This window comes from Streptomyces sp. NPDC006798, from assembly GCF_040635975.1.
Taxonomy (GTDB): Bacteria; Actinomycetota; Actinomycetes; order Streptomycetales; family Streptomycetaceae; genus Streptomyces.
Genome location: NZ_JBEYIS010000029.1, coordinates 32,831 through 54,967, shown reverse-complemented (window position 1 = coordinate 54,967; position 22,137 = coordinate 32,831). Strand labels below are relative to the sequence as shown.

At 70.9% G+C, this 22,137-nt stretch carries 20 protein-coding genes; 9 read left to right on the top strand and 11 right to left on the bottom strand.

Annotated features, from left to right (window positions below):
- Positions 1 to 204 precede the first annotated feature (204 nt).
- Both dnaE (ABZ714_RS20695) and ABZ714_RS20690 read left to right on the top strand, forming a co-directional pair.
- On the top strand, positions 205 to 3,948 hold the full coding sequence (gene dnaE / locus ABZ714_RS20695; protein ID WP_358826727.1) for a DNA polymerase III subunit alpha: 3,744 nt from the start codon (positions 205 to 207) through the stop codon (positions 3,946 to 3,948).
- A gap of 6 nt (positions 3,949 to 3,954) precedes the next feature.
- On the top strand, positions 3,955 to 4,977 hold the full coding sequence (locus tag ABZ714_RS20690; RefSeq protein ID WP_358826726.1) for a hypothetical protein: 1,023 nt from the start codon (positions 3,955 to 3,957) through the stop codon (positions 4,975 to 4,977).
- A gap of 24 nt (positions 4,978 to 5,001) precedes the next feature.
- Here ABZ714_RS20690 and ABZ714_RS20685 read toward each other — a convergent pair whose 3' ends face one another.
- From ABZ714_RS20685 to ABZ714_RS20660, 6 genes are all read right to left on the bottom strand, one after another.
- The gene (locus tag ABZ714_RS20685) at positions 5,002 to 5,628 is read right to left on the bottom strand and encodes an RloB family protein (RefSeq protein WP_358826725.1); all 627 of its coding nucleotides are present in this window, start codon (positions 5,626 to 5,628) and stop codon (positions 5,002 to 5,004) included.
- A gap of 73 nt (positions 5,629 to 5,701) precedes the next feature.
- Positions 5,702 to 6,979, bottom strand: a complete 1,278-nt coding sequence (locus ABZ714_RS20680; protein ID WP_358826724.1) for an ATP-binding protein — start codon at positions 6,977 to 6,979, stop codon at positions 5,702 to 5,704.
- A 230-nt stretch (positions 6,980 to 7,209) separates the two neighbouring features.
- The gene (locus tag ABZ714_RS20675; RefSeq protein ID WP_358826723.1) at positions 7,210 to 8,307 is read right to left on the bottom strand and encodes a MerR family transcriptional regulator; all 1,098 of its coding nucleotides are present in this window, start codon (positions 8,305 to 8,307) and stop codon (positions 7,210 to 7,212) included.
- A 172-nt stretch (positions 8,308 to 8,479) separates the two neighbouring features.
- The gene (locus ABZ714_RS20670) at positions 8,480 to 8,782 is read right to left on the bottom strand and encodes a hypothetical protein (RefSeq protein ID WP_358826722.1); all 303 of its coding nucleotides are present in this window, start codon (positions 8,780 to 8,782) and stop codon (positions 8,480 to 8,482) included.
- 183 nt (positions 8,783 to 8,965) lie between these two features.
- Positions 8,966 to 9,715: a hypothetical protein gene (locus ABZ714_RS20665; protein WP_358826721.1), complete on the bottom strand. Its 750-nt coding sequence runs from the start codon at positions 9,713 to 9,715 to the stop codon at positions 8,966 to 8,968.
- 122 nt (positions 9,716 to 9,837) lie between these two features.
- A complete protein-coding gene (locus tag ABZ714_RS20660; protein WP_358826720.1) occupies positions 9,838 to 11,082 on the bottom strand; it encodes a helix-turn-helix domain-containing protein in 1,245 nt (414 codons plus the stop codon).
- A 186-nt stretch (positions 11,083 to 11,268) separates the two neighbouring features.
- On the opposite strand from ABZ714_RS20660, the gene ABZ714_RS20655 reads away from it, so the two are divergent.
- Complete coding sequence (locus tag ABZ714_RS20655; protein ID WP_358826719.1) at positions 11,269 to 11,739, top strand: SAM-dependent methyltransferase; 471 nt, start codon at positions 11,269 to 11,271, stop codon at positions 11,737 to 11,739.
- A 35-nt stretch (positions 11,740 to 11,774) separates the two neighbouring features.
- On the opposite strand, the gene ABZ714_RS20650 is transcribed toward ABZ714_RS20655, so the two are convergent.
- Together ABZ714_RS20650 and ABZ714_RS20645 are read right to left on the bottom strand one after the other, a co-directional pair.
- Positions 11,775 to 12,347 carry a hypothetical protein gene (locus ABZ714_RS20650; protein WP_358826718.1) on the bottom strand — a complete coding sequence of 191 codons (573 nt, stop codon included), beginning with the start codon at positions 12,345 to 12,347 and terminating at the stop codon, positions 11,775 to 11,777.
- A gap of 152 nt (positions 12,348 to 12,499) precedes the next feature.
- Positions 12,500 to 12,913, bottom strand: coding sequence for a hypothetical protein (locus ABZ714_RS20645; protein ID WP_358826717.1), 414 nt, complete (start codon positions 12,911 to 12,913; stop codon positions 12,500 to 12,502).
- 113 nt (positions 12,914 to 13,026) lie between these two features.
- Here ABZ714_RS20645 and ABZ714_RS20640 point away from each other — a divergent pair, with 113 nt between their 5' ends.
- From ABZ714_RS20640 to ABZ714_RS20630, 3 genes are all read left to right on the top strand, one after another.
- Positions 13,027 to 13,167, top strand: a complete 141-nt coding sequence (locus ABZ714_RS20640) for a hypothetical protein (protein WP_358826716.1) — start codon at positions 13,027 to 13,029, stop codon at positions 13,165 to 13,167.
- A gap of 221 nt (positions 13,168 to 13,388) precedes the next feature.
- Positions 13,389 to 14,753 (top strand): phosphatase PAP2 family protein, encoded by a 1,365-nt coding sequence (locus ABZ714_RS20635; RefSeq protein ID WP_358826766.1) that lies wholly within the window; start codon positions 13,389 to 13,391, stop codon positions 14,751 to 14,753.
- A 114-nt stretch (positions 14,754 to 14,867) separates the two neighbouring features.
- Positions 14,868 to 15,362, top strand: a complete 495-nt coding sequence (locus tag ABZ714_RS20630; protein ID WP_358826715.1) for a MarR family winged helix-turn-helix transcriptional regulator — start codon at positions 14,868 to 14,870, stop codon at positions 15,360 to 15,362.
- Positions 15,363 to 15,392: 30 nt separating this feature from the next.
- Here the strand turns inward: ABZ714_RS20630 and ABZ714_RS20625 are convergent, their stop codons facing one another.
- Positions 15,393 to 16,361, bottom strand: a complete 969-nt coding sequence (locus tag ABZ714_RS20625; protein WP_358826714.1) for a LysR family transcriptional regulator — start codon at positions 16,359 to 16,361, stop codon at positions 15,393 to 15,395.
- A gap of 201 nt (positions 16,362 to 16,562) precedes the next feature.
- Here ABZ714_RS20625 and dnaE (ABZ714_RS20620) point away from each other — a divergent pair, with 201 nt between their 5' ends.
- A complete protein-coding gene (gene dnaE, locus ABZ714_RS20620) occupies positions 16,563 to 20,168 on the top strand; it encodes a DNA polymerase III subunit alpha (RefSeq protein WP_358826713.1) in 3,606 nt (1,201 codons plus the stop codon).
- Here the strand turns inward: dnaE (ABZ714_RS20620) and ABZ714_RS20615 are convergent.
- Together ABZ714_RS20615 and ABZ714_RS20610 are read right to left on the bottom strand one after the other, a co-directional pair.
- Positions 20,144 to 20,386 carry a hypothetical protein gene (locus ABZ714_RS20615; RefSeq protein WP_358826712.1) on the bottom strand — a complete coding sequence of 81 codons (243 nt, stop codon included), beginning with the start codon at positions 20,384 to 20,386 and terminating at the stop codon, positions 20,144 to 20,146. The genes dnaE (ABZ714_RS20620) and ABZ714_RS20615 overlap by 25 nt on opposite strands.
- Before the next feature lie 12 nt (positions 20,387 to 20,398).
- Entirely contained in the window at positions 20,399 to 20,806 is a 408-nt protein-coding gene (locus ABZ714_RS20610; protein ID WP_358826711.1) for a carboxymuconolactone decarboxylase family protein, read from the bottom strand.
- Positions 20,807 to 21,137: 331 nt separating this feature from the next.
- On the opposite strand from ABZ714_RS20610, the gene ABZ714_RS20605 reads away from it, so the two are divergent.
- Positions 21,138 to 21,572 (top strand): ATP-binding protein, encoded by a 435-nt coding sequence (locus tag ABZ714_RS20605; RefSeq protein ID WP_358826710.1) that lies wholly within the window; start codon positions 21,138 to 21,140, stop codon positions 21,570 to 21,572.
- 142 nt (positions 21,573 to 21,714) lie between these two features.
- On the top strand, positions 21,715 to 22,068 hold the full coding sequence (locus ABZ714_RS20600) for a metalloregulator ArsR/SmtB family transcription factor (protein WP_358826709.1): 354 nt from the start codon (positions 21,715 to 21,717) through the stop codon (positions 22,066 to 22,068).
- The last annotated feature ends 69 nt before the right edge of the window (positions 22,069 to 22,137 follow it).

The window sequence follows — 22,137 nt, the reverse complement described above, 5'->3', positions numbered from 1 at the left end:
CGGCACGGAAGGCCGGACCGGCACAGAGGTCCGACCCGATGTGAAGGTCCGACCCGATGACCCTAAATGCCCTCTATGCCGGATATCGTGGATATGCAAACTTTCCCCGTTCGGACGATCCTTTTCGAACATTTCTTCGAAAGGGTTTATCGTGGGCCCCGACGACACGGGAGGGAGAGTTGTGGCTGGTGAGAGGAGGTACGGATGTCCTTTACGCATCTCCGTACCGCCTCCGGGTTCTCCCTCCGCTACGGCGCCAGCCATGTCCACGACCTGGCCCGCCGCGCCGCAGAGCGCGGTCTCGACGCGCTGGCGCTGACCGACCGGGACAGCCTCGCGGGCGCGGTACGGCACGCCAAGGCGTGTGCGGCGGCCGGGATCCGGCCACTGTTCGGCGCCGACCTCGGGGTGCCCGCCGCCCCTCGCCCCGGCCCGCCCGGCGGCCCCGGCGGCCCCGGTCGGCAGCACACCAGGACACCCGCGAAAGGCGGCGTCTTCGTCGCCGAGCCGGCCCAGCGCGCGACCTTTCTGGCCCGGGACGCGGCCGGATGGGCGACGCTCTGCCGACTCGTATCGGCATCGGCGTCGATATCGGATCCGGCGGCGGGTGACGGTGCCCGGGGGCCCGGGGAATCCGGCCTGACCTGGGCCGATCTCGACCAGGCGGCACAGGGTCACACCCCCGCCACCGGATCCGTCACCCCCGTCACGTCCTCCGTCACGCCCCCGGTCACGTCCTCCGTCCCGCCCGCCGCCTCCCCCGCCGACGCCTCCGGCCCCTCCGGCCTCTTCGTCCTCCTCGGCGCCGATTCCGAGCCAGGCCGCGCCCTGGCCCAGGGCCGCCCCGATCTGGCGGCCCGGCTGGCCGAGCCGTGGCGCGAGCGGTTCGGCGACGCGCTGCGGATCGAGGTCGTCTGCCATGACCGCCCGGGTACCGGCCCGGGGTCGCTGCGCCTCGCCGCGCGGCTGCTCGGCTTCGCGGAGGAGCAGGGCATCACCGCCGTACTGACGAACGCCGTCCGGTACGCCGACCCCGGCCAGGGCGAGATCGCCGACATCCTCGACTCGGCGCGGCTGCTCGTTCCCGTGGACACCCGCGACGGCTCGGCGCTCGACGGCGGGGAGCGCTGGCTCAAGGACGCCGGTGACATGGAGCGGATCGCCGAGCGGATCGCCGAGGCCACCGGCGGCGGCCGGACCACGGACCGGGCCCGGCGGCTGCTGGCGGCGACCGAGGAGACCGCCGCCGCCTGCGTGGTCGACCCGGGCGACGCCTTCGGCCTCGGGCGGCTCCATCTGCCCGAGCCGCATCTCATCGGCGCCACCCGGGCCGGTGCCGACCGCGAGCTGGCGGCCCGGTGCGCGGCGGCCATGATGCACCGGGGCCACCACCGCGACCCCGGCCGCTGGGACCGGCTGGAGAGCGAGCTGCGGATCATCGCGGGCCTCGGCCTGGCCGGGTACTTCCTGACCATGGCGGAGATCGTCCGGCTGGTGAGGGAGATGGGCGTACGGATCGCCGCGCGCGGCTCCGGCGTCGGCTCGCTCGTGGTCCATCTGCTGGGGATGAGCCCGGTGGACCCGGTCGAACACGGACTGGTGATGGAGCGGTTCCTCTCCGCGTACCGCACCGCCATGCCCGATATCGACCTCGATGTGGAGAGCGCCCGGCGGGTGGAGGTCTACCAGGCCGTGCTGAAACGTTTCGGCAGTGATCGGGTGGCGACCCTCGCCGTCTACGAGACGTACCGCGCCCGGGGCGCCATCGAGGCCGTCGCCCGCGCCCGGGGCCTGGAGCCCGACGAGGCCCGGCGGCTGGCGAAGGCCTTCCCGCAGATCCGGGCCCGGGACGTCCGGGCGTCCCTGCGGGAGCTGCCCGAACTGCGGGAGGTCGCGGGCGAGGACCACGGCAGGCTCTGGGCGCTGGTGGAGGCGCTGGACGGACTGCCGCACGGTACGGCCATGCACCCGTGCGGGCTGCTGATCTCGGACGGCGGGCTGCTCGACCGCGTCCCCGTGGTCCCCACGACGCTCGACGGCATCGCCATGACCCAGTTCGACAAGGAGGACGTCGAGGACACCGGTCATATAAAAGCCGATCTGATCGGCGTGCGGATGCAGTCGGCGCTCGCCCACACCGTGACCGAGATCGACCGGGTCACCGGCGAGCACCTCGACATCGACGACCCGGCGCAGGTGCCGCTGGACGATCCGGAGACATACCGGCTGATCGCCTCGGCCCGGACCATGGGCTGCTTCCAGATCGAGTCGCCGGGCCAGCGCGACCTGGTCCGGCGGCTGCGGCCGCGCACGATCGACGACATCACCCTCGACATCAGCCTCTTCCGGCCGGGGCCGGTCGCCGCCAATATGATCGATCCGCTGATCGCGGTCCGCGACGGCCGGACCCGGGTGAGCTATCCGCACGAGGACCTGCGGGACATCCTGGCCGAGACCGGCGGCCAGGTCGTCTTCCACGAGCAGGTCATCCGGATCATGGAGACGATGACCGGCTGTGATCTGGGCCAGGCGGACGAGGCCCGCCGGGCGCTCTCCGACCGCGACCGCAAGGGCCGGCTGCGCGCCTGGTTCGCCGACCGGGCCGGGCGGCGCGGCTATCCGCCGCAGGTGGTGCGGGATGTGTGGAAGGTGCTGGAGGGGTTCGGCGCGTACGGCTTCTGCAAGGGCCACGGCGCGGCCTTCGCCCGGCCCACGTACCAGTCGGCCTGGCTCAAGACCCATCGGGCGGCGGCCTTCTACGCGGGGCTGCTCACCCATGACCCCGGGATGTACCACAAGCGGGTCTTCGTCGCGGACGCCCGGCGGAACGGGGTGCCGCTGCTGCTGCCGGAGGTGAACGCGTCCCACGGCGACACCAGGATCGAACTGGTGTCCGGCGACAAGGGTGAGAAATGGGGCGTACGGCTGGGTTTCGCCCAGGTCCGTGGCATCAGCGACAAGGAGACCGGGCGGATCGTCGCGGGGCAGCCGTATGTCTCCCTCACCGACTTCTGGCGCCGCGCCCACCCCAGCCGCCCGGTCGCCGACCGGCTGGCCAGGATCGGCGCGCTCGACGCGCTGGGCACGGGCGGCCGGGCGGGCCGCCGCGAACTGCTGCTGGAGCTGGCGGAGTTGCACCGCCACGGCCGTACGGCACTCGACCCGGGCCAGTTGCCGCTGGAGGAGGCGTCCCGGGACCGGGAGGAGCCGGAGGGCCCCGGCGTGCCACGGGGCCCCGGCCCCCTGACGACGTACACCCCCCTCGACACCGAAGGCACGGAAACCCCCGCCACCGGAACCCCGGCCACCCCCGACGGGCTCCCCGCCATGGACGACTGGGACCAGCTCGCCGCCGAACTCGACGTACTCGACATGGACGTCAGCCGCCATCTCCTGGACGACCACCGGCCCCTGCTCACCGATATCGGCGTGACCCCGGCCGCCCGGCTCGGCGAACTGCCGCACGGCACAACGGTCCTGGTCGCCGGGGTGAAGGCGGCCACCCAGACCCCGCCGATCCGGGGCGGCCGCCGGGTCGTCTTCGCCACCCTGGACGACCCCACCGGCCTCTCCGACCTCGCCTTCTTCGAGGACAGCCACGACCGGTGCGCGGCGACGGTGTTCCACAGCGCGCTGCTGCTGGTACGGGGCACGGTCTCCCGCCCCCGGAACCGGCCCGGCAGCCTGAGCGTCACCGGCGTCGCCGCCTGGGACCTGGCCGAGTTGATCGAACTCCACCGCGACGGGGGCGCGGCGGCCGTCGCCGACCGGCTGACCGGCGCGACCCCGACCTCGGCAAGGGACGACAGGCGGAGCAGCGCCCGGAGCCGTACCCTCACCGAACCCACCGGCTATGTGATGAACGCCTGGGCCGATCTGCGCCCGCCGGGCGTGCCGCTGGTCGGCGGCCGCACCCTCCATCACGCCAGCCGGGGAAGCGCGGGGTGACCGGCGATGATCCTCTATGTGCACTTCGGACTGCGGACGGTCGCCGAACTCGGCGACACCGAGGCGGTGTACCGGCGGCTGGTCGGCCTGGTCGGCGGGATCACCCCGATGACGCAGCCGCTGCCGCCGGACGCGCTGCTGGCCGATGTGGCCGGGGCCCGGCGGTACTTCGACCGCGACGCCCGCGATCTCGCGGCACTGGTCCGGCTGCGGGTCGCGGCGGTCCACGGCGTGGACTGCACGATCGGCGTCGGCCCCAACCCGCTGCTGGCCAGGATCGCGGCCCAGGCGGGCCCGCCGGGCACGATCCGCTGCGCGCCGGAGGACCCGGCGGAGATCGCGGCGTATCTGGCGCCGCTGCCGGTGGCCGTCCTGCCCGGGGTGGGCCCGGCGACGGTACGCACTCTCGCGCCGTACGGTCTGACGACGGTCGGCGCGGTCCACGACACCCCGGCCGCGACCCTCCGGCGGATCCTCGGCGGCCCGGCGGCGAACCGCCTCGGCGAGTACGCGCGGGGCGCCGACGCCACCCGGGTCGTCCCCTCGGCGCCGCCCGAGACGGTCTCGGCGAGCCGGGACTTCCCCCGCGACGAACTCGACCCGGACCACCACCGCCGGGCCCTCCTCGGCTGCGCGGAGGACTTGGGCTGGCGGCTGCGGCGCGACCACCGCGCGGCGGCCGTCCTCACCCTGACGGTCGGCTACGCGGACGGCACGACGACGGTACGCACCCGTACGCTCCCCGAACCGACCGCGCACTCCCGGGCACTGGCCGACGAGGCGTACCGCCTCCACGCGACTCTGGCCCTCCAGCGCGCCCGGGTCCGTACCGTCACACTCCGCGCGGACCGTGTCACCACCGAGTCACACGCCACCCACCAGCTCACCTTCGACCCCTCGGACGACCGCGCCCGCCGCCTTGAGGCAGCGGCGGACCGCGCCCGCACCCGCTTCGGCCCGTCGGCGGTCCACCCGGCGTCCCTCACCCCACCGGCCCCGGGCCGCCCGGACGGACACCGGACCGGCTGACGGCCGGTCCTCCGGAGGCTCGGTTCAATCTCCTCGACGCGGCGACGGCAGGAAGACAGGTGCAGGAACCATCTGGGTGACGATGCGCCAAACGGCGGTATTGGGGTTCTCCCCCGGCGGCACCTGGTCCCCGTCGCGTTTCCTCGCGCACTCGATCGCCCTGTCCACACCGGCCAGATAGTCGGCGATCCGGATACCCGTCTTGTCGTAGGCGGGCAGGTGGGGCTTCAGCCGTTCCTTCACAGCGCGGTACTCGGGCAGATGGCCGACGTGATCGCAGAAGTGCAGCAACAGCCAGTACTCGAAGCAGGGGTTGGATATGGCGAGGCGGACCTGTTTCCGGTCCGCCTCGGTGATGCACTGGCGTACGTCGAAACTGTCGACGTCGAAGACGGCCCAGCACTCGTCGAAGTCGTCCGGGGCCTTCTCGAAGAGGTCGGCGGCGGTGCGGACGACATGCAGAGGCGACCGGCTGTCGGTCTTCACCCTGACCGTGACGGTCGAGGCACGGAAGTGGTCGCGTAACGCCTCGAAGTAGTCCTTCTCGGTCCTCCGGCCCCCGCAGACGACCAGCAGCCGTTTCTTGATCTCCCTCTTCGCCGTGCTCGGCCTGCGGCCATGTGATCTGGTCGTACGGAAACGAGAAGCCACGCACCCTCCCCTGGTACACCCCGCCGGCCCAGGAGCCCGGCGGCCGGACAGCGTTCTGGACGTCTGGACCTGATCAGGAGAAGGCTTCCTCGAAACCGTTCTCACTGAGGTAGGGAACTCCGCCCACGGATCCCCCCAGATAGCGCTTCTCCCAGTTCAGCCCCTCCCGCGGTTTGAAGTCCGTCAGCGGATACAGCTCCGTACTGCCGGTGTCGGGGTTCTTCTGGGTGAACCAGATCTCGTCCCGGCGCAGCAGCTCCTCACCCCGGTTGCGGCCCATCAGGGACGCGTCATGGGTGGTGAAGATCAACTGGGCGTTGCGGGGGTTGGAGTCCGGCCGCTGGAACAGCTTGATCATCTGGGCCAGGAGAAGGGGGTGGAGACTGGTGTCCAGCTCGTCGACTACCAGGGTGTTCCCCTCGTCGAGGGCCCTGACGACCATGCCGGAGATATCGAACCAGGTCTGGGTGCCCCGGGACTCCTGGTCGAGCGTGAAGTCGTGTTCCGCCGCGCCCCGGTGCCGGAAGGCCAGCGCCGATTCCGTTTCGATCAGGGTCCTGAGCTGGTGCGGAAGCTCGGGGCGCGTACCCCGGTAGTGGACGGTGGCCTTTCCGTTCCGATGGGAGACTCGGAAGGCGGTACTGGGGCCCGTACGGTCGGGATCCTCGCGGAACTCGATCTCGAAGTCCTCCACCCGGGTCTCGCTGATACCCAGATCGGCCGCCGCGATCAGCTTCTCGACCCGGCCCCGCCGCTCCTCGTCGCGGAGAAGCGCGATGGTGTTGCGGCGCTGGGTCGACCGGCTGTTCTCCGTGTCGTCCGCGAACCAGAGCCGCCGGGCGAACCAGTCGTGGACGGCTTGGGATTCAGGGTTGTTGGCCTTGGCCGATGTGGAGATATAGAGACCGGTGTCCGGGGTGATCTCCTTGACCACCTCGGCCCGGGCGGAGGCGAAGCTGGGCCCGAAGTAGTACTCGTCCTCGGCCCGCTCGGAGTCCCGCTCGAACAGCACGCGTTTCTTCTTCTTGGGGAAGGCGTGCAGCCATTCCTCGGTGATGCGCTCGGTGGTCGCGGAGAACCCGTAGGCGTACCGGATCCCCTCGATGTCCAGTTCGACGGCGAACGAGGTCGGCTGCCGGGCGGATTCCTGGTCCAGGAGGAAGGGGGTGAGACGGATCCGGCCCCGCCGGTTCCAGCCGCCCTGGTCGGTCACCGCGTCGTGCAGGAACTCCAGCGCGCGTAAGACATTGGACTTCCCAGACGCGTTCGCCCCGTAAACGGCGGAGACATTGAGCGGGGTGGTGCCGTCCCGGTAGACGGGGCGGAGGTCAAGCTCCTGCGGCTCTTTCAACGATCGGTAGTTCGCGACCCTGAAATTGATCAACACAAGCTATCCGCCTCCTCCATTCTGCCCACCAACTCGCCTTGTGAACAAGTGAATTGCAAGATAGGTCTTCACTCAGGCTAGGGGGCGGGGAGTCGACCGTAAAGCGAATCAGAGTCGTGATCGGTGCCGCGCATGTGTTCGGAACGGATGACGCGGCGCCCGTACGCCCGGGGGCCGTACGGGTCGAGCCCCGCTCAGGCCACGATCAGCCGGAGGCCGAGTTCCGCCGCGCCCAGACCGGCGAGTTCGGGGTTGCGCTCGGCCCACCGGCCGGAGTCGAGATCGGCCCGGAGCGCGGCCACCGCGCGCCGTTCGGCGGCCGGCCCGACCCGGGTCCAGACCGAGACCGCGCGGCGGACCTCCTCATCCAGATACGCCTCCGGCCGCCGCCAGTGGGCCTCGAAGAAGCCGTCGGCGCAGTCCCAGGGCACCAGCACCGGCTCCGTACGGCCACCGACCGCCCGGACCAACCGCTCCAGCGGGGGCCGCCCGGCGACCAGCCCGGCGACCTCGGGGAGATAGTCGCGGCTCAGCCAGAACCGGTGCCGCCAGCCGGGGTCGCCGGTCTCGTGGGTGAACACCACCACGCGCCGGGCGACCCGGCGCATCTCGCGCAGCCCGGCGATCGGGTCCCGCCAGTGGTGCACGGTGCTGAAGGCCATGGCGGCGTCGAAGGTCTGGTCCTCGAACGGCAGCCGCTCCGCGTCGGCGGCCACACAGCGCGCGGCGCCCGGAGGCCGCCGCGCCCGCATCACGGCGGACGGCTCCACGGCGGTCACCTCACGGTCCGGGGGTTCGTAGGACCCGGTCCCGGCCCCCACGTTCAGTACGGTCCGCGCATCCCCGAGGGCGGCCCAGACCTGGGCGGCGATCCTCGGCTCGGTCCGCCGGGTCGCCGGATAGGCGGCCCCGATCAGGTCGTACAACCGCCCGCCGGACGATGTCGTTCCGTTCTCCGTCACCCGTGCCTCCAGCTCTCTGTCGACCGCCGCCACCATGGCGGCGGCATGGTCGCGCCGCTCCAGCAGCAGCCCGCGCAGCCGCCGCAGCCGGGCGACGGGGTCGGTGCCCGGGTCGTCGACCAGATCCGCGATCTCCCGCAGCCCGAACCCCAGCCGCCGGAAGGCCAGCACCTCCCGCAGCCGCTCCACGTCGTCCGCCGAGCAGGCCCGGTATCCGGCGGGGGTCCGCGCGGAGGGCCGTACGAGCCCGATCTCGTCGTAGTGGTGCAAGGTACGAACGCTCACCCCGGCCAGCTCGGCCACGCGCCCCACGGTCAGGTCTTCCGCCATACGAACGACGATGCGGCATCACGTGACGTGAGGGTCAAGGCGTCGAGGATGTGCTCGGGGCAGGTGATGTGCCCGGGGTGGACTTCGACGGGTGCGGTAGTGGTTCTTCGGCAGAGCCCGCATTGGGCGGTGTCGGGCGCGGGTTGCGGCTCGGTGAGGAGCCCGTCGCGGGTCACCGGATCCACGTCCACGCGGGTCCGGGGCGGGAGGCGCGTACGGCGACGGGCTGTTCGAAGTGGAGCCCGTCGCGGGCGATGATCAGCCTGCGGGCGCCGGGTGGGGCGGTGGTTCCGGTGGTGGTCGCGGTGGCGCGCTGCCGGAGGATGGCCTGGGCTTCGGCCCGGGTGGGGCTGTTCCAGGGCTGGGCCCACGGATCGGCCGGAGGCTGGACCATCACGATGACGGTGGGTCGGCTTCGACGCGGCTTCAGTAAAGCCCGTACGAGGGTGATGAGGCTGGAGATAGGGTCACGCATACGACAGGTCAGCTCCTCGGGGGGCTGGTCGGTTGAGCCCCGAGTGACCGTTGCGACCGGTCGGTCGGGGCGTCTTGGTTTCTGCGGCGTGGGTGGTCCCGGCTCCGTGCCGCGGGGGACGGTTGTACGGAGCCGGGACCCGTTCCCGAGCCCGGGGCGCGGGGCCACCGAACCCGGGAGCCTTCACGCGCGCCGAACCCGCTTCGGGACCGGCTTACGCGGCTTCGGACACTCCGGATGCGCGTACAACGACGGCCGAGACCCGGACGCCGAGAACCCGAGCATCAACAAGGTCTCCTCGGTCCGCTCCACCAACCGCTCGCAGTACACGCAGTACTCCGGAAACCCACCCAACACCGGGCCAGGAACGCCGGTCACCGTATCGGTGTGTCGCCCAGGGCACAGGGCTTCGACCAGATGACGCCGGATCTCCTGGCCGTGCGGAAGCAGAATCGGGTGCCCGGTGCGGTCGTGCCACGGCGGTGTGTCCCACCGGGTCCGATGGGACGGCGGAAGGGCGATCCAGCCGGTGGGTCCCGTACGCAGTTCGACGGTGGGCAGTACCCCGTTCTCCAAGGCGTGCTGCCCGGTCGCGGCACGGACCAGGAGCACCGCGCGGGTGTCGTCGACCACGCACGGCACCACCACGGCCTCGCCCACAGCCGCCAGCGTGGCGAGCCCCGTCTTCTTCGGCATCACCAGTGCGTCGAAGTATTTCGTGGTCGCGATGAGAGCACCGCCGAGGGCGACCTCGTCGCCGGTCAGCACGGCGACTTCCCGTCGCGGATGGGCGCCGGGGGTAAGGCAGTCCCGTTCGCCGCAGGTACAGCCGGACCGGGGCCGGTAGCGGTGTCCCGTCGCCACGGGCCAGCCGAGGAGTTCGCGGTAGGTCCGCGAAGCGCGTTCCGGAACGCTGGTGTTGATCGGCCCCATGGCCGCTCCCCTGAAATGATCGCTCGAACACGGAGGGTGACAGCTCCGAGAGTGGCCCGGGGAAACGGCGACACCCCCTAGAAAATCTAGGGGGTGTTTCGGATTAGGCGCCGACCAGCCGTTCAGTACACAAGTTCCATATTGCGGACCAGGAAAGAAAGCTGCGACGCCTGGGTCGGTACGCCTTTCATGGCCATATCCGTGACTGCGGCCCGGGCCATGGGATCGCCGAAAACATAGGCGGGCGCGTCCTTCGCGGCCTCCCGCAGTTTGAGCACCGCCGAAGCGCTGCGTCCCATCCGGTGCAGCGCCCTGGCCTCGTCGATCCGGTAGTGGACCCGGCGCTCCTTGCTCGGCACCGTACTGATGTCGACCTCCGGCACCCTGCTGAGGCCGGTGTCCGGCTGGTCGACCTCCACACCGGCTTCGGCCGCGTGCACCGCCACCGTGCCCCGGCCGAAGACGGTCTGGGAGCGCAGATCGTAGTAGCCGGGGCCGAGCCGGTCGGCGTCCTCCAGGGCGGCGGAGATCCGGGCCCACGCGTCCGGGCCGTCGGCGCCGCGTGCGAAGGCGATCGCACACCGCAGATGCAGGGCGCCCCGCAGGGACAGCGCCTCAGTCGGCGCGTGGGCCGCCGAGGCGATCGGTTCCAGATCCCGCAACGCGGCCTCGGCGACGACGACGGTGTCCCGGAGGGACGCCTGGTGGAGCAGGGCCCCGCAGCGGTCCCAGGCGACGGCCGCCTTCACCAGCGGGTCATCGAGCAGGGTGGCGGCCCCGGCGGCGACCTCCGCCGCAGCCCAGGCCAGATCCGGGTATCCCAACTGGTTGAGGCACATCCGGGCCGTACGCGCGGCGTCGACCAGCAGCCGGAGCGCATCCGCCCGGGCGGCGCCTTCCGCGACCAGGAGCGCCGTGTTCAGATCCTCGATCATGACCGGCAGCCGGGTCGCGAGGGCGGGCAGATCCGCCGCCTGCCGCTCACGGTTGGAAGCGGCGGAGTTGGCGTCCATCACGGCATCGGTCGGAGGCGCGCCCTGCGGGATGAGGCCCGGGTGTCCCGACAGGATGAGCGACGACCGCCGAAGCCCCGTACGGAGTGCGGGGATATGCGCATGGGCCAGGGACCCGCCACCGCGCCGGAGCCGGAACGGCTGACCGAGCAGCCACACCACATCCACATCGCATTGATGTGCGATGGCCGTGATGACGGAGTACCGGTCGAGCGGTTGACGCCCGGACTCGACATTCGCCATCCACGACTCGGTCCGCCCGAGGAAATCCGCGAGTTGGACCTGGGAGAATCCGGCGGCGTTCCGGGCGATACGTACCCGGGTACCGATGTGATCAGTGACAGGAAAGTGCATTTCGGGCTCCGTTCCGTCCTCGGCCTTCAGAACGGTACCCTCACTGCGCACCATCCAGGACAGGGCGAACACCGGTCTTGTTATGGCCGGTTGTGCGAATGACAACCGAAATTTCCGAGCCCTGTAGCCCGTGTCTCTCGGCACCCGGACGAGGAGCACCCGCCTACGGCGCGAGGAGAACACCACATGACACGCACACTGGAGATCACCCCCATCGGGGTTGTCGTCGGCGGGCGCACCGAGCCCACCGACGACCGCTGGACCGGCACCGCGATCATCCGGCTGGACCCGGACTTCCCGGCCGAAGTCGTCCAGGGCCTGGCGGAGTTCTCCCACCTCGTCGTGGTCTGGCACTTCCATCTCGCGTCCCCGGACGATGTCGCCCTGCACGCCCGCAGCCCAAGGAACGACCCCCGCTGGCCCGCCACCGGCACGTTCGTCCACCGCAACCACCGGCGGCCCAACCAGCTCGCGCAGTCCTTCCCCCGGCTGCTGAAGGTCGACGGGCTCGATCTCCACGTTACGGACCTCGACGCCGTCGACGGATCCCCCGTCTACGACCTCGCCCCCTACTTCCACGAAATGGGCCCCCGGGGCACCGTCCACCAGCCCGCCTGGCCCGGCGAGATGCTCGCCGACTACTGGGCGGACTCGTGAACTCCCGTCACCTCGATGCCCCTCGGGGCGGCGGGTCAGCGGGACGGCAGGGTGGCGAGGAGGCCGACGCTCTCCGCCAGGGCGCCGGGCTGGCTGAGGGCCCGGAAGTCCGCCTCGACCTCCGACAGGTCGAGGACACCGGCGCGGATCGCGTGGTACCGGACGAGCGACCATACGAAGACATCGAGGTTGTCGAACTGCGTACCGTCCTCGATGACCTCCTCCTCGTGGAACCACACCGCGATCCGGCCACTGGCGAGGACCACGTAGTAGTTGCCGCCGCCGTCCGCGCCTATGGACCAGACGTCGTCGTCGGACAGCTCCGTCTCGTAGTCGGAGTCGAGGATCCGGCAGTCGTTGGCCTCGAATTCGAAGGCGTACGACCAGTCGTGGATGTCCAGGCACACCGGCAGTGTCCCGGCCCGGACCCGGCGGTCGTAGGCGGCCAGGGCGGTCGCGGCGGCGGGCAGCAGCTTCGCGAGGAAGGGAGCGACGGGGCGGGTCGACTCGGGGACGGAGACGCGTTCCTGGTCGGGGAACCAGCGCGCCAGATCGCCGTCCAGATCCCGGTCCACGTAACCGGCCAATTGCTCAACGGTGAGAGACATGCGGCGAAGATAGCGGAGGGGTCCGACATCCTCGGGCCGTCCGATTCCGCTCCCTCCTCCTGGTCCGGTTCCGCGCGCTTCCCAGCGGCTTCGGACGGTCCGGGGCCGCCGATACCGGTGGTCGTCGGAGGTGTGCGGGCGGAGTCGCCGCCCTACGTCTCGGCGATCTCCCGCCGGAGCTGATGGGTGAAGCGGCGCAGCAGATCCAGCGTCTCGGCATGCTCGGCCCGGCGGTCGTCCCGGCCCCTACTGGGCCGAGCGTCCCAGGCGCGGCGCGCGAGGGCGTCGGCCAGTTCGACGGTCTCGTCGGCGCAGAGCAGATATATGGCCGATCGGGCTTCCTGCATACGGTCCGCCAGCTCGTTGGCCCCGGCGCCGTCGTCGCCCAGCCGGGTGCCCCGAAGGTGGTCGATGAGCTGGGAGACGGCAGTGTTGAAGCCGATTCCGGCTTTCAGTTTCTGCTCCCGCAGCCACATGCGGTCCTGTCTGCGCGCGGTGAACCAGGCTCCGAACACAGCCCCTACGAGGCCAAGAGCGGCCCCCACGGCCACCGGCACGATATTCACGACGTCAGCTCCCCCAGCGCCACGACTCTCCGGGCCCGAAGAGCAGATCGATATCTTCTCGGATCATCGGCAAGTCCGCGTCGGCCCGCTGAACGGAACCCGATGTCAGAGAAGTGGTCGCGGCGACGGCCGAGCCGAACCGGCGGATCGATCTCCACTACGACAGCGATTTCGACAGGATCGCCGACAACACCGGCCGACCCGCCGAATGGGTCGTACCGCCCGGCGCCGCCGACCGCTGTGGACGGACGTGAGGCGAACCCGTACACACCGTCTGTAACGGGAAAAACACCCCCACGCCGCTTCGATAACATGATCGGGCTACCAGCATCGCCTGCCCATCCGTCCTTTACCGGAATACGTGCCATCGAGCGCGAAGGGCGACTCTTCACCCCCACCAGACTCGAAGACATCGGCCGGAAAATTGATACGAATACATAACGGAACGACGCCCGCGGGTTGGCGCCGACCCCAGATACTCCTGTGGGCCGCGGCAGGCGCCATCGCTCTCGGATTCGTGATCGCGCTGGAGATCGCCGCGCGTCATCACGGTGCCCCGGGGCCGATCACCACCCAGTGGCGCGAGGCGATCTTCCGGCCCGTGTCGGGGCCCCTGCTGTACGCCAGCATGGCGCTGATGATGGTCGTCCTGAGCTGGCGGCAGCGGGCCATCGCGTTCTCCGTCGCGGTCGGGATCGATGTCGTCTTCGCGCTCGTACGGCTGCCCTTCGGGGCCGCCCAGGGGTACGGCAACGGCGCCCTCTGGGTGATCATCGGGGTTGCCGTGCTGGCGATCACGCGCCGGACCGGGGCCGAGCGGACGCTGATGCTGAAGGGCGTCGGGCTGGGGCTGCTGCTGGTGACCGGGCGGAAGACCGGTGACGCCTGGCTGCTGATCACCTCGAAGACCAAGCCCGAGGTGCTGGACCCGTATCTGGTCGTCGCCGACCAGGCGCTCGGCAGCCCGTCGTGGGTGGTGGGCCGGATGGTCGAGGCGACCGGGTCCGTCGGGCACAACGTCCTGGACTGGGTCTATGTCCAGCTCGCGGTCGCCGCGGTCTGTGCCGCGCTCTACCAGCTCCGGCATGTCGCCCGGGACGGCCGGTTCCCCGGGCATCACCTGGTCCGCACGTTCCTGGTGATCGGGCTGCTGGGGCCCGGTATCTACATGATCTTCCCGGTGGTCGGACCGATCTACGCGTACGGCGTCGAGGGCGGCGCCTTCGCCGCGGCCAACGTCTGGCCGGAGACCCTGCCGTCGATCGGCACCCCGGTGCCCATCCCGTTCGACGAGATCACGCCGCGCAACTGCATGCCCAGCCTGCACACCGCCTGGGCGACCGCGATCTACATCCACACCCGCCGCAGCCCTCGCCCGCTGCGCTGGGCGGGCACGATCTGGCTGATCGCGACGCTCGCCGCGACCCTCGGCTTCGGCTATCACTACGGTCTCGACCTGGTCGCCGGTGTCGTCTTCACCCTCACCATCGAGGCGGGGATGCGCGCCCTGGACCGCGGCTGGAACCGCCAGGTCGTCCAGTTCGTGGCGTACGGCACCGCCGTCTTCGCCGCGCTCCTGGTGTCGTACCGCTTCCTGTCCGTCCCGATGGGCGACCACCCGTGGCTGTTCGGGCCGCTGGTGCTGCTGGCGATGGCCTCGGTGATCTACGCCTATGTACGGCTCACCAGGCGCTGGGACCGGGACGCCGAGGCGGAGGCCGGTAAGGAGACCGAGACCGCGGCGGTCCCGGGCCCGAGGACCGAGGTCAAGGCCGACACCAAGTCGAAGTCGAAGCCGAAGCCCGACTCCGAGCCGGAGGCCGAGGCCGAACTCGTCTGATCCGCACCCGCGTCACCGCACATCCGAGGCGCCGCCCCCGATATCACGGGGGCGGCGCCTCGCGTTGTCCACAGGCTCCCGCACCGGCGGCGGATGCCGGATACCGTCAGGATCATGGAATCACCGAAGGGAAACCTCACCGACCAGGCGCCCGCGAACCCCGCCGCCACCGACGACATGCTGGCCACCCAGCCCGTCGGCTACTGGACCGGGCTCGCGCACGCGACCGTCACCCGGCATCTGCGGGACGCCATGGCGAGGACGGACGTCACCCAGCCCCAGTACTGGGTGCTGAACCTCGTGCACGGCCGCCCCGCGCCTCCCGTCGCGGCCGAGGTCGTCGCCGGGCTGACACCGCTCGCCGACGGGCCGTACGAGATAGCCAGAACCGTCGACCAACTGCTCCACCGGGGCTGGCTGCACACACTCCCCGACGGCCAGGGGCTGGCGCTCACCGACGCCGGGGAGACGGCCAGGGTGCGGCTGCGCGAGCTGGTGACCGAGGTGCGTGCCGTGGTCCACCAGGGGATCGACGACGAGGAGTACGTGGCCGCCCTCAAGGTGCTGCGCCGCATGGTGGCCAATGTGGAGGACGCCGGGCGTCCCTGATCCCCCCGGGGATCTGCCGGGGTCCCCCGGCTATCGTCCCGGGCCGAAGGCGCCCGTGGGGAACCACAGGCCGCGCGCCTGTCCCGCCTGTCCCGCCTGTCCCGCCTGTCCCGGGGCCGTCGCCCGGACGTGCTCCAGCAGCGCCGGGAGCGACGGGTGGGGGTTGTCGCGGTGCCAGAGGACGGACCAGGGGTAGGCGGGGGTCGGCGGTGCGATCCGCAGCCGTCGCGGGGGCGGTCCCGCGTCCCGGGTCAGCCGGGTGCCCCGGCCCGCGAAGGTGACCAGGGTGCGGGAGTCGGCCACCGTGTCCAGCAGGGCCGGCCAGCCGAAGTCGGGGCCGCCGCCGTCGACCGTGAGGCCGAAGACAGCGGTCAGCTCGCGGTAGAAGTCCGACCATTCGCGGCCGTCGCGGAGGCCGGGCATCCAGATCGTGTACGGGGCGAGACCGGCGAGGGTGACGGTACGGGCCCCGGCCAGCGGATGGCCGGCGCCGACCACCGCGTCGAACTCCTCCAGCCGGGCCGGGGCGGCGGCCAGCCGGGGATCGGTCAGGGCGACCGGGCGCCGGGGGTAGCCGAACGCCGCGTCGATCTCCCCCGCCGACAGTGCCCGGGCCGCCGCGTCGGCGCCCTCCAGGGTCACCGTCTCCAGCGGCACCCCGGGGTGGTCCCGGTGGAAGTCGTGGAGGAGCCCGGCGGGGGCCAGACCGGGCCGCAGGACGTCGACCCGGAGCGGGCGGGCGGGTTCGGGTCGTACGGACGCGGCGGCCCGGCGGATCGCGGCGAGCACGGACCTGGCGTGCGGCAGGAACGTCCGGCCCTCGTCGGTCAGTACGGCACCCGACGGCACCCGCCGCAGCAGGGCGACGCCGAGGGACGCCTCCAGGGACGCGACGCGCTTGGAGACCGCCTGCTGGCTGATCCCGAGCCGTCCGGCGGCGTACCGGAACTGGCCCTCCTCCGCGACGGCGACGAAGGCGCGTACGGCTTCCGGGTTCATCGGACCGACGGTACCGGGCCCGGGCCGGGCGGGCTGTTCGGACCCGGGGCGAGGGGACGGCCGGGAGGCCGACCGGGGACGGCCGGGGACGGCCGGGGGCGACAACCGGCGGTGGTACGGAAGGCCCGGCGGTTGTTTGCCGCCCCGCGCCCGGCCGGACTTGAATGCGGATCCCGCCGCGCCGACCCCGGGAGTACGGGAATGCCCCGACCGCCTTTCACCCATCTCCATGTCCATACGCAGTATTCGTTGTTGGACGGTGCGGCGCGGTTGAAGGACATGTTCGACGCGTGCGACGAGATGGGGATGACCCATATCGCGATGACCGACCACGGGAATCTGCACGGGGCGTACGACTTCTTCCATACGGCGGTGAAGGCGGGGGTGACGCCGATCATCGGGATCGAGGCGTATGTCGCGCCCGAGTCGCGGCGGAACAAGCGGAAGATCCGATGGGGTCAGCCGCATCAGAAGCGGGACGACGTCTCCGGTTCCGGTGGTTACACCCATAAGACGATCTGGGCGTCGAACAACACCGGTCTGCACAATCTCTTCCGTCTGTCGTCCGACGCCTATGCGGAGGGCTGGCTCCAGAAGTGGCCCCGGATGGACAAGGAGACCATCGCCCAGTGGTCCGAGGGGCTGATCGCCTCCACCGGCTGCCCCTCGGGCGAACTCCAGACCCGGCTGCGGCTCGGGCAGTTCGACGCGGCGCTGAAGGCCGCCGCCGACTACCGGGACATCTTCGGCAAGGGCCGTTATTTCCTGGAGCTGATGGACCACGGGATCGAGATCGAGCGCCGGGTGCGGGACGGGCTGCTGGAGATCGGGAAGAAGCTCGGTATTCCGCCGCTGGTCACCAATGACTCGCATTACACCTATGAGCACGAGTCGACGGCGCATGACGCGCTGCTCTGCATTCAGACGGGCAAGAACCTCTCCGATCCGGACCGGTTCCGGTTCGACGGCTCCGGTTACTACCTGAAGTCCACGGACGAGATGTATGCCGTCGACTCCTCGGACGCCTGGCAGGAGGGGTGCCGCAATACCCTGCTGGTCGCCGAGCAGATCGACACCACCGGAATGTTCCGGCCCCGGAACCTCATGCCGAAGTTCGACATCCCCAAGGGGCATACCGAGGTCACCTGGTTCCGCGAGGAGGTCTTCGCGGGGATGCGCCGCCGGTTCCCCGGCGGCTGGGGCGAGCGGTACGGGCGGCAGGCCGAGTACGAACTCGAGGTGATCGTCGAGATGGGCTTCCCCGGCTACTTCCTGGTCGTCGCCGACTTCATCATGTGGGCCAAGCGGAACGGCATCGCCGTCGGCCCGGGGCGCGGCTCGGCGGCCGGGTCCCTGGTCTCGTACGCGATGGGGATCACCGACCTCGACCCGATCGAGCACGGACTGATCTTCGAGCGGTTCCTCAACCCCGAGCGCGTCTCGATGCCCGATGTCGACATCGACTTCGACGAGCGCCGGCGGGTCGAGGTGATCCGCTACGTCACCGAGAAGTACGGCGCCGACAAGGTCGCCATGATCGGCACCTTCGGCACCATCAAGGCCAAGAACGCGATCAAGGACTCGGCCCGGGTCCTGGGGTATCCCTACGCGATGGGCGACCGGCTCACCAAGGCCATGCCCGCCGACGTCGGAGGCAAGGGCATCGAACTCGCCGGGATCACCGATCCCGCCCACCCCCGCCACCAGGAGGCGGGGGACATCCGGGCGATGTACGAGAACGAGCCGGACGTACGGAAGGTGATCGACACCGCGCGCGGTGTGGAGGGCCTGGTCCGGCAGATGGGCGTGCACGCGGCGGGCGTGATCATGTCCAGCGAGCCGATCGTGGACCACGCACCGGTCTGGGTCCGGCACACCGACGGCGTCACCATCACGCAGTGGGACTATCCGCAGTGCGAATCGCTCGGCCTGCTGAAGATGGACTTCCTCGGCCTGCGGAACCTCACCATCATGGACGACGCCGTCAAGATGGTGAAGGCGAACAAGGGCGTCGACCTCGAACTCCTCGGCCTCCCCCTCGACGACGCCCGGACCTTCGCCCTGCTGGGCCGGGGCGACACCCTCGGGGTGTTCCAGTTCGACTCCGGCGCCATGCGGTCCCTGTTCCGGCTGATGAAACCGGACCAGTTCGAGGACATCACGGCGGTCACCGCCCTCTACCGGCCGGGCCCGATGGCGATGAACTCCCACACCAACTACGCGTTGCGGAAGAACGAGCAGCAGGAGATCGTCCCCATCCACCCCGAGTTGGACGAACCGCTGCGGGAGATCCTCGATCTCACCTACGGCCTGGTGGTCTACCAGGAGCAGGTCCAGAAGGCCGCCCAGATCCTCGCGGGCTACTCCCTGGGACAGGCGGATCTGCTGCGCCGGGCCATGGGCAAGAAGAAGAAAGAGGTACTGGACCGGGAGTACGTCCCGTTCCGCGACGGCTGCCGGGAACGCGGCTACTCGGACGAGGCGGTCCGCGCGGTCTGGGACGTCCTGGTGCCCTTCGCGGGGTACGCGTTCAACAAGGCGCACGCGGCGGCCTACGCGCTGGTGTCGTACTGGACGGCCTATCTCAAGGCCCACTACCCGGCCGAGTACATGGCCGCCCTGCTGACCTCGGTCAAGGACGACAAGGACAAGTCGGCGGTCTATCTCAACGAGTGCCGCCGGATGGGGATCAAGGTCCTCACCCCCGATGTCAACGCGTCCCGGGCCGACTTCGCCGCCCGGGGCGACGATGTGATCCTCTTCGGCCTCTCCGCCGTCCGCAATGTCGGCACGAACGTCGTCGACGCCATCATCCGGAGCCGGAAGGCCCGAGGCGGGTATGCCTCCTTCCCCGACTACCTACAGAAAGTGGAGGCCGCCGCCTGCACCAAGCGGGCCACCGAGTCGCTGATCAAGGCAGGTGCGTTCGATGCGCTCGGGCATACCCGGAAGGGGCTGCTGGCCCATCACGAACCCATGATCGACAGTGTGCTGGCGGTGAAGCGGAAGGAGGCCGAGGGCCAGTTCGACCTCTTCGGCGGCGGCCCGGACGGACCCGGCGGACCCGGCGGACCGGACGGATCCGCCGGCCCGGACTCCGCCGTACGGGGTGTCCCCGGACTCGATCCCGTCTTCCCGGCCGACGAGTGGGAGAAGCCCCAGCTGCTCGCCCAGGAGCGGGAGATGCTCGGCCTCTACGTCTCCGACCACCCCCTCTTCGGGATCGAGCACGCACTCTCCGCCGCGAGCGACACCCCTGTCGCCCGGCTCGGCGACGACGGCCGTCCGGACGGTTCGGTGGTCACCGTCGGCGGGATCGTCTCCGCCCTCCAGCGCAAGACCACCAAGCAGGGCAATGTCTGGGCCATCGCCACCGTCGAGGATCTGACGGGATCGATCGACTGCCTCTTCTTCCCCGCCGCCTATCAACTGGTCGCGGCCCGGCTCGCCGAGGACACCGTCGTCCTGGTCAAGGGGCGGCTCGACAAACGCGAGGACCTGCCCAGGCTGATCGCCGCCGAGCTGCGGATCCCCGACCTCGCCGCCGCCGACGGCACCGCGCCCGTCCGGCTCGACATCCTCGAATCCCAGGTCACCCCGGCCGCCGTGGCCGCCCTCAAGGAGGTGCTCCGGGCCCACCCGGGTCCCGGTCCCGTACGGCTGCGGATGCGCGGCCGGAGCCGTACCACCGTCTACGAACTCGGCTACCGCGTCGCGCCCGGACCGGCGTTCTGGGCCGATCTGAAGGCCCGGGTCGCGGTCACCCGCACCCCGGCACCGGATCAGCCGGCCGGCGGGCCGGTGTGATCCGGGGGTGCGCCGGTGTGATCCGGGGGTGCGGTACCGAGGCCGCGGACGGCGGAGTCGTATCCGGCGAGCAGGTCCCGGAGTTGGCTGACTGCCTCGGGCGGGACTTCGGCGGGGGCCGTCTCCGCGACATAGCGGGCGGCGGCGGTGAGGGCGGCCAGCTCGTAGGTGTGGAGGGTGATCCGCAGGACGGTGGGGCGGACGCGTTCCAGTTCCATCGCCGGGGCCCGTCAGGACGTGTCCTCCTTGGCCCTGACATAGGCGGCCACCTCGGCGAGTTCGGCCGCGAAGGAGTCGTAGTCCTCCTGCATTCCGTTCAGGTAGGCGCTCCAGCCGAGGGACGCCTTGGCGTAGTGGACCGCTTCCTGGATCTCCTCGTCCGTGGCGCCGAAGAGTTTGGCGGCCTCGGTGTGGAAGAGGGTGCAGTAGCGGCACTTGGTCTCGGCGTGGATGGCCACGCCCATCAGTTCCTTGTACTTGTTGGGGATGAGCGTCTCGCCGAGTTCGAGCCGCTTGAAGATCTCCCATTCCGGACCGAGGAGTTCGGTGGGGATCCGGGAGAAGAAGTGCGGGACGAGTCCCAGGGCCTCCTTGATCTCGGCCTCGATCTCACCCCGGTTGACCGTGGGGGTGGTCATGGCGCGTCGCCTCCTGTGGCTGGTCGCAGGGCCCTGACGCACCCGGTTCCGGGCCTCGCCGGGCCCTCGTTTCCCAGCCTAGACCCGTTTCGGGTACGCGTCACCGAGCGGTGACCGTACGCGGTCCGGCCTCCCCGGACCGTCATCCCCCGCCGCCGGGCCAACCGCCCCGCCCGGGTCCCGCCGACCGGGATCAGCGGGATGCGGAATTGCAAAATTCTGCAATTCGCAGGATGCTGGGGCGTCGGATCGGCCGTGCCCGCAGGTAGCCGCGGGCCCGGCCGCCTACGCCCCGGGCCGGGGCCCGGACGGACGAGGGGGCGCGAACACTGTGGCGCTCCCCGGTCTCGACGCTCTCCGCGCGCTGCCCCGCCGCCTCGTACTCACCCTGCCCGCCACCGGGCCCTCCGTCCGGGTCGCCCGCGAGAACGCCGAACAGGCTTTGCGGGAGTGGGGGATCGCACCCCGGCACCGGGTCGCGGACCCGGCGCTGCTGATCCTCGCCGAACTGGTCGCCAACAGCGTCCGGCACGCCGCCGAGCTCTCCCCCTCGGTCACCGTCGTCCTCGGCGCGAGCCCGGCGACACTCGCCCTCGGGGTCCACGACCGCCACCCGGAGCAGCCGGTGCTGTCGCCGGAGCGGACCGGGCCCGGCGGCGGTCTCGCGACCGTGCTGGAGCTGACCCGGGACCTCGGCGGTACGGCGTCCGTCCTGTCCGATACCGAGGACGACGGCAAGACCGTCTGGATCGACCTGCCGCTCTGACCAAGGGTTTCCGGTCCGGACCGGGCGGCTTCGGACCGGCGCCCCGCCCGCCGGCCGGGGCCATGCCCGATGATGAGCGCATGGCGAAGAGTTCACAGGGGCCGCGATCCGAGATGCGTACACGTCCGGCGGGGCCGGTCCGATGAGTACACCGCTGTACCAGCTCAAGGCGGAGTTCTTCAAAACCCTGGGTCACCCGGTCCGGATCCGCGTCCTGGAACTGCTGAGCGAGCGGGAACACGCGGTCTCCGAACTGCTCCCGGAGATCGGGGTGGAGGCCGCCGCCCTCTCCCAGCAGCTCGCCGTGCTGCGCCGGGCCCGGCTGGTGGTGACCCGGCGCGAGGGCTCGACCGTGATCTACGCCCTGGCCAGCCCCGAGGTCGCCGAACTCCTCCGGGTCGCCAGGACCATCCTGACCGGGGTACTGGCCGGGCAGGCCCGGCTGCTGGAGGATCTGCGGGCCCGCGACGACGGTCCGATACGTCCCCGGGAGTGAGCCGCCGGGAAGGTCTCGGCCCGCCGCCGGGACCCACCGGGCTCCGCCCGGAGTCCGCCGGGCAAAGGC

Coding starts and splice junctions, on each gene's coding strand:
- dnaE (WP_358826727.1), top strand. CDS start 205: ATGTCCTTTACGCATCTCCGTACCGCCTCCGGGTTCTCCCTCCGCTAC.
- ABZ714_RS20690 (WP_358826726.1), top strand. CDS start 3,955: ATGATCCTCTATGTGCACTTCGGACTGCGGACGGTCGCCGAACTCGGC.
- ABZ714_RS20675 (WP_358826723.1), bottom strand. CDS start 8,307: ATGGCGGAAGACCTGACCGTGGGGCGCGTGGCCGAGCTGGCCGGGGTG.
- ABZ714_RS20670 (WP_358826722.1), bottom strand. CDS start 8,782: ATGCGTGACCCTATCTCCAGCCTCATCACCCTCGTACGGGCTTTACTG.
- ABZ714_RS20665 (WP_358826721.1), bottom strand. CDS start 9,715: ATGGGGCCGATCAACACCAGCGTTCCGGAACGCGCTTCGCGGACCTAC.
- ABZ714_RS20660 (WP_358826720.1), bottom strand. CDS start 11,082: ATGCACTTTCCTGTCACTGATCACATCGGTACCCGGGTACGTATCGCC.
- ABZ714_RS20655 (WP_358826719.1), top strand. CDS start 11,269: ATGACACGCACACTGGAGATCACCCCCATCGGGGTTGTCGTCGGCGGG.
- ABZ714_RS20650 (WP_358826718.1), bottom strand. CDS start 12,347: ATGTCTCTCACCGTTGAGCAATTGGCCGGTTACGTGGACCGGGATCTG.
- ABZ714_RS20630 (WP_358826715.1), top strand. CDS start 14,868: ATGGAATCACCGAAGGGAAACCTCACCGACCAGGCGCCCGCGAACCCC.
- ABZ714_RS20625 (WP_358826714.1), bottom strand. CDS start 16,361: ATGAACCCGGAAGCCGTACGCGCCTTCGTCGCCGTCGCGGAGGAGGGC.
- dnaE (WP_358826713.1), top strand. CDS start 16,563: ATGCCCCGACCGCCTTTCACCCATCTCCATGTCCATACGCAGTATTCG.
- ABZ714_RS20615 (WP_358826712.1), bottom strand. CDS start 20,386: ATGGAACTGGAACGCGTCCGCCCCACCGTCCTGCGGATCACCCTCCAC.
- ABZ714_RS20610 (WP_358826711.1), bottom strand. CDS start 20,806: ATGACCACCCCCACGGTCAACCGGGGTGAGATCGAGGCCGAGATCAAG.
- ABZ714_RS20600 (WP_358826709.1), top strand. CDS start 21,715: ATGAGTACACCGCTGTACCAGCTCAAGGCGGAGTTCTTCAAAACCCTG.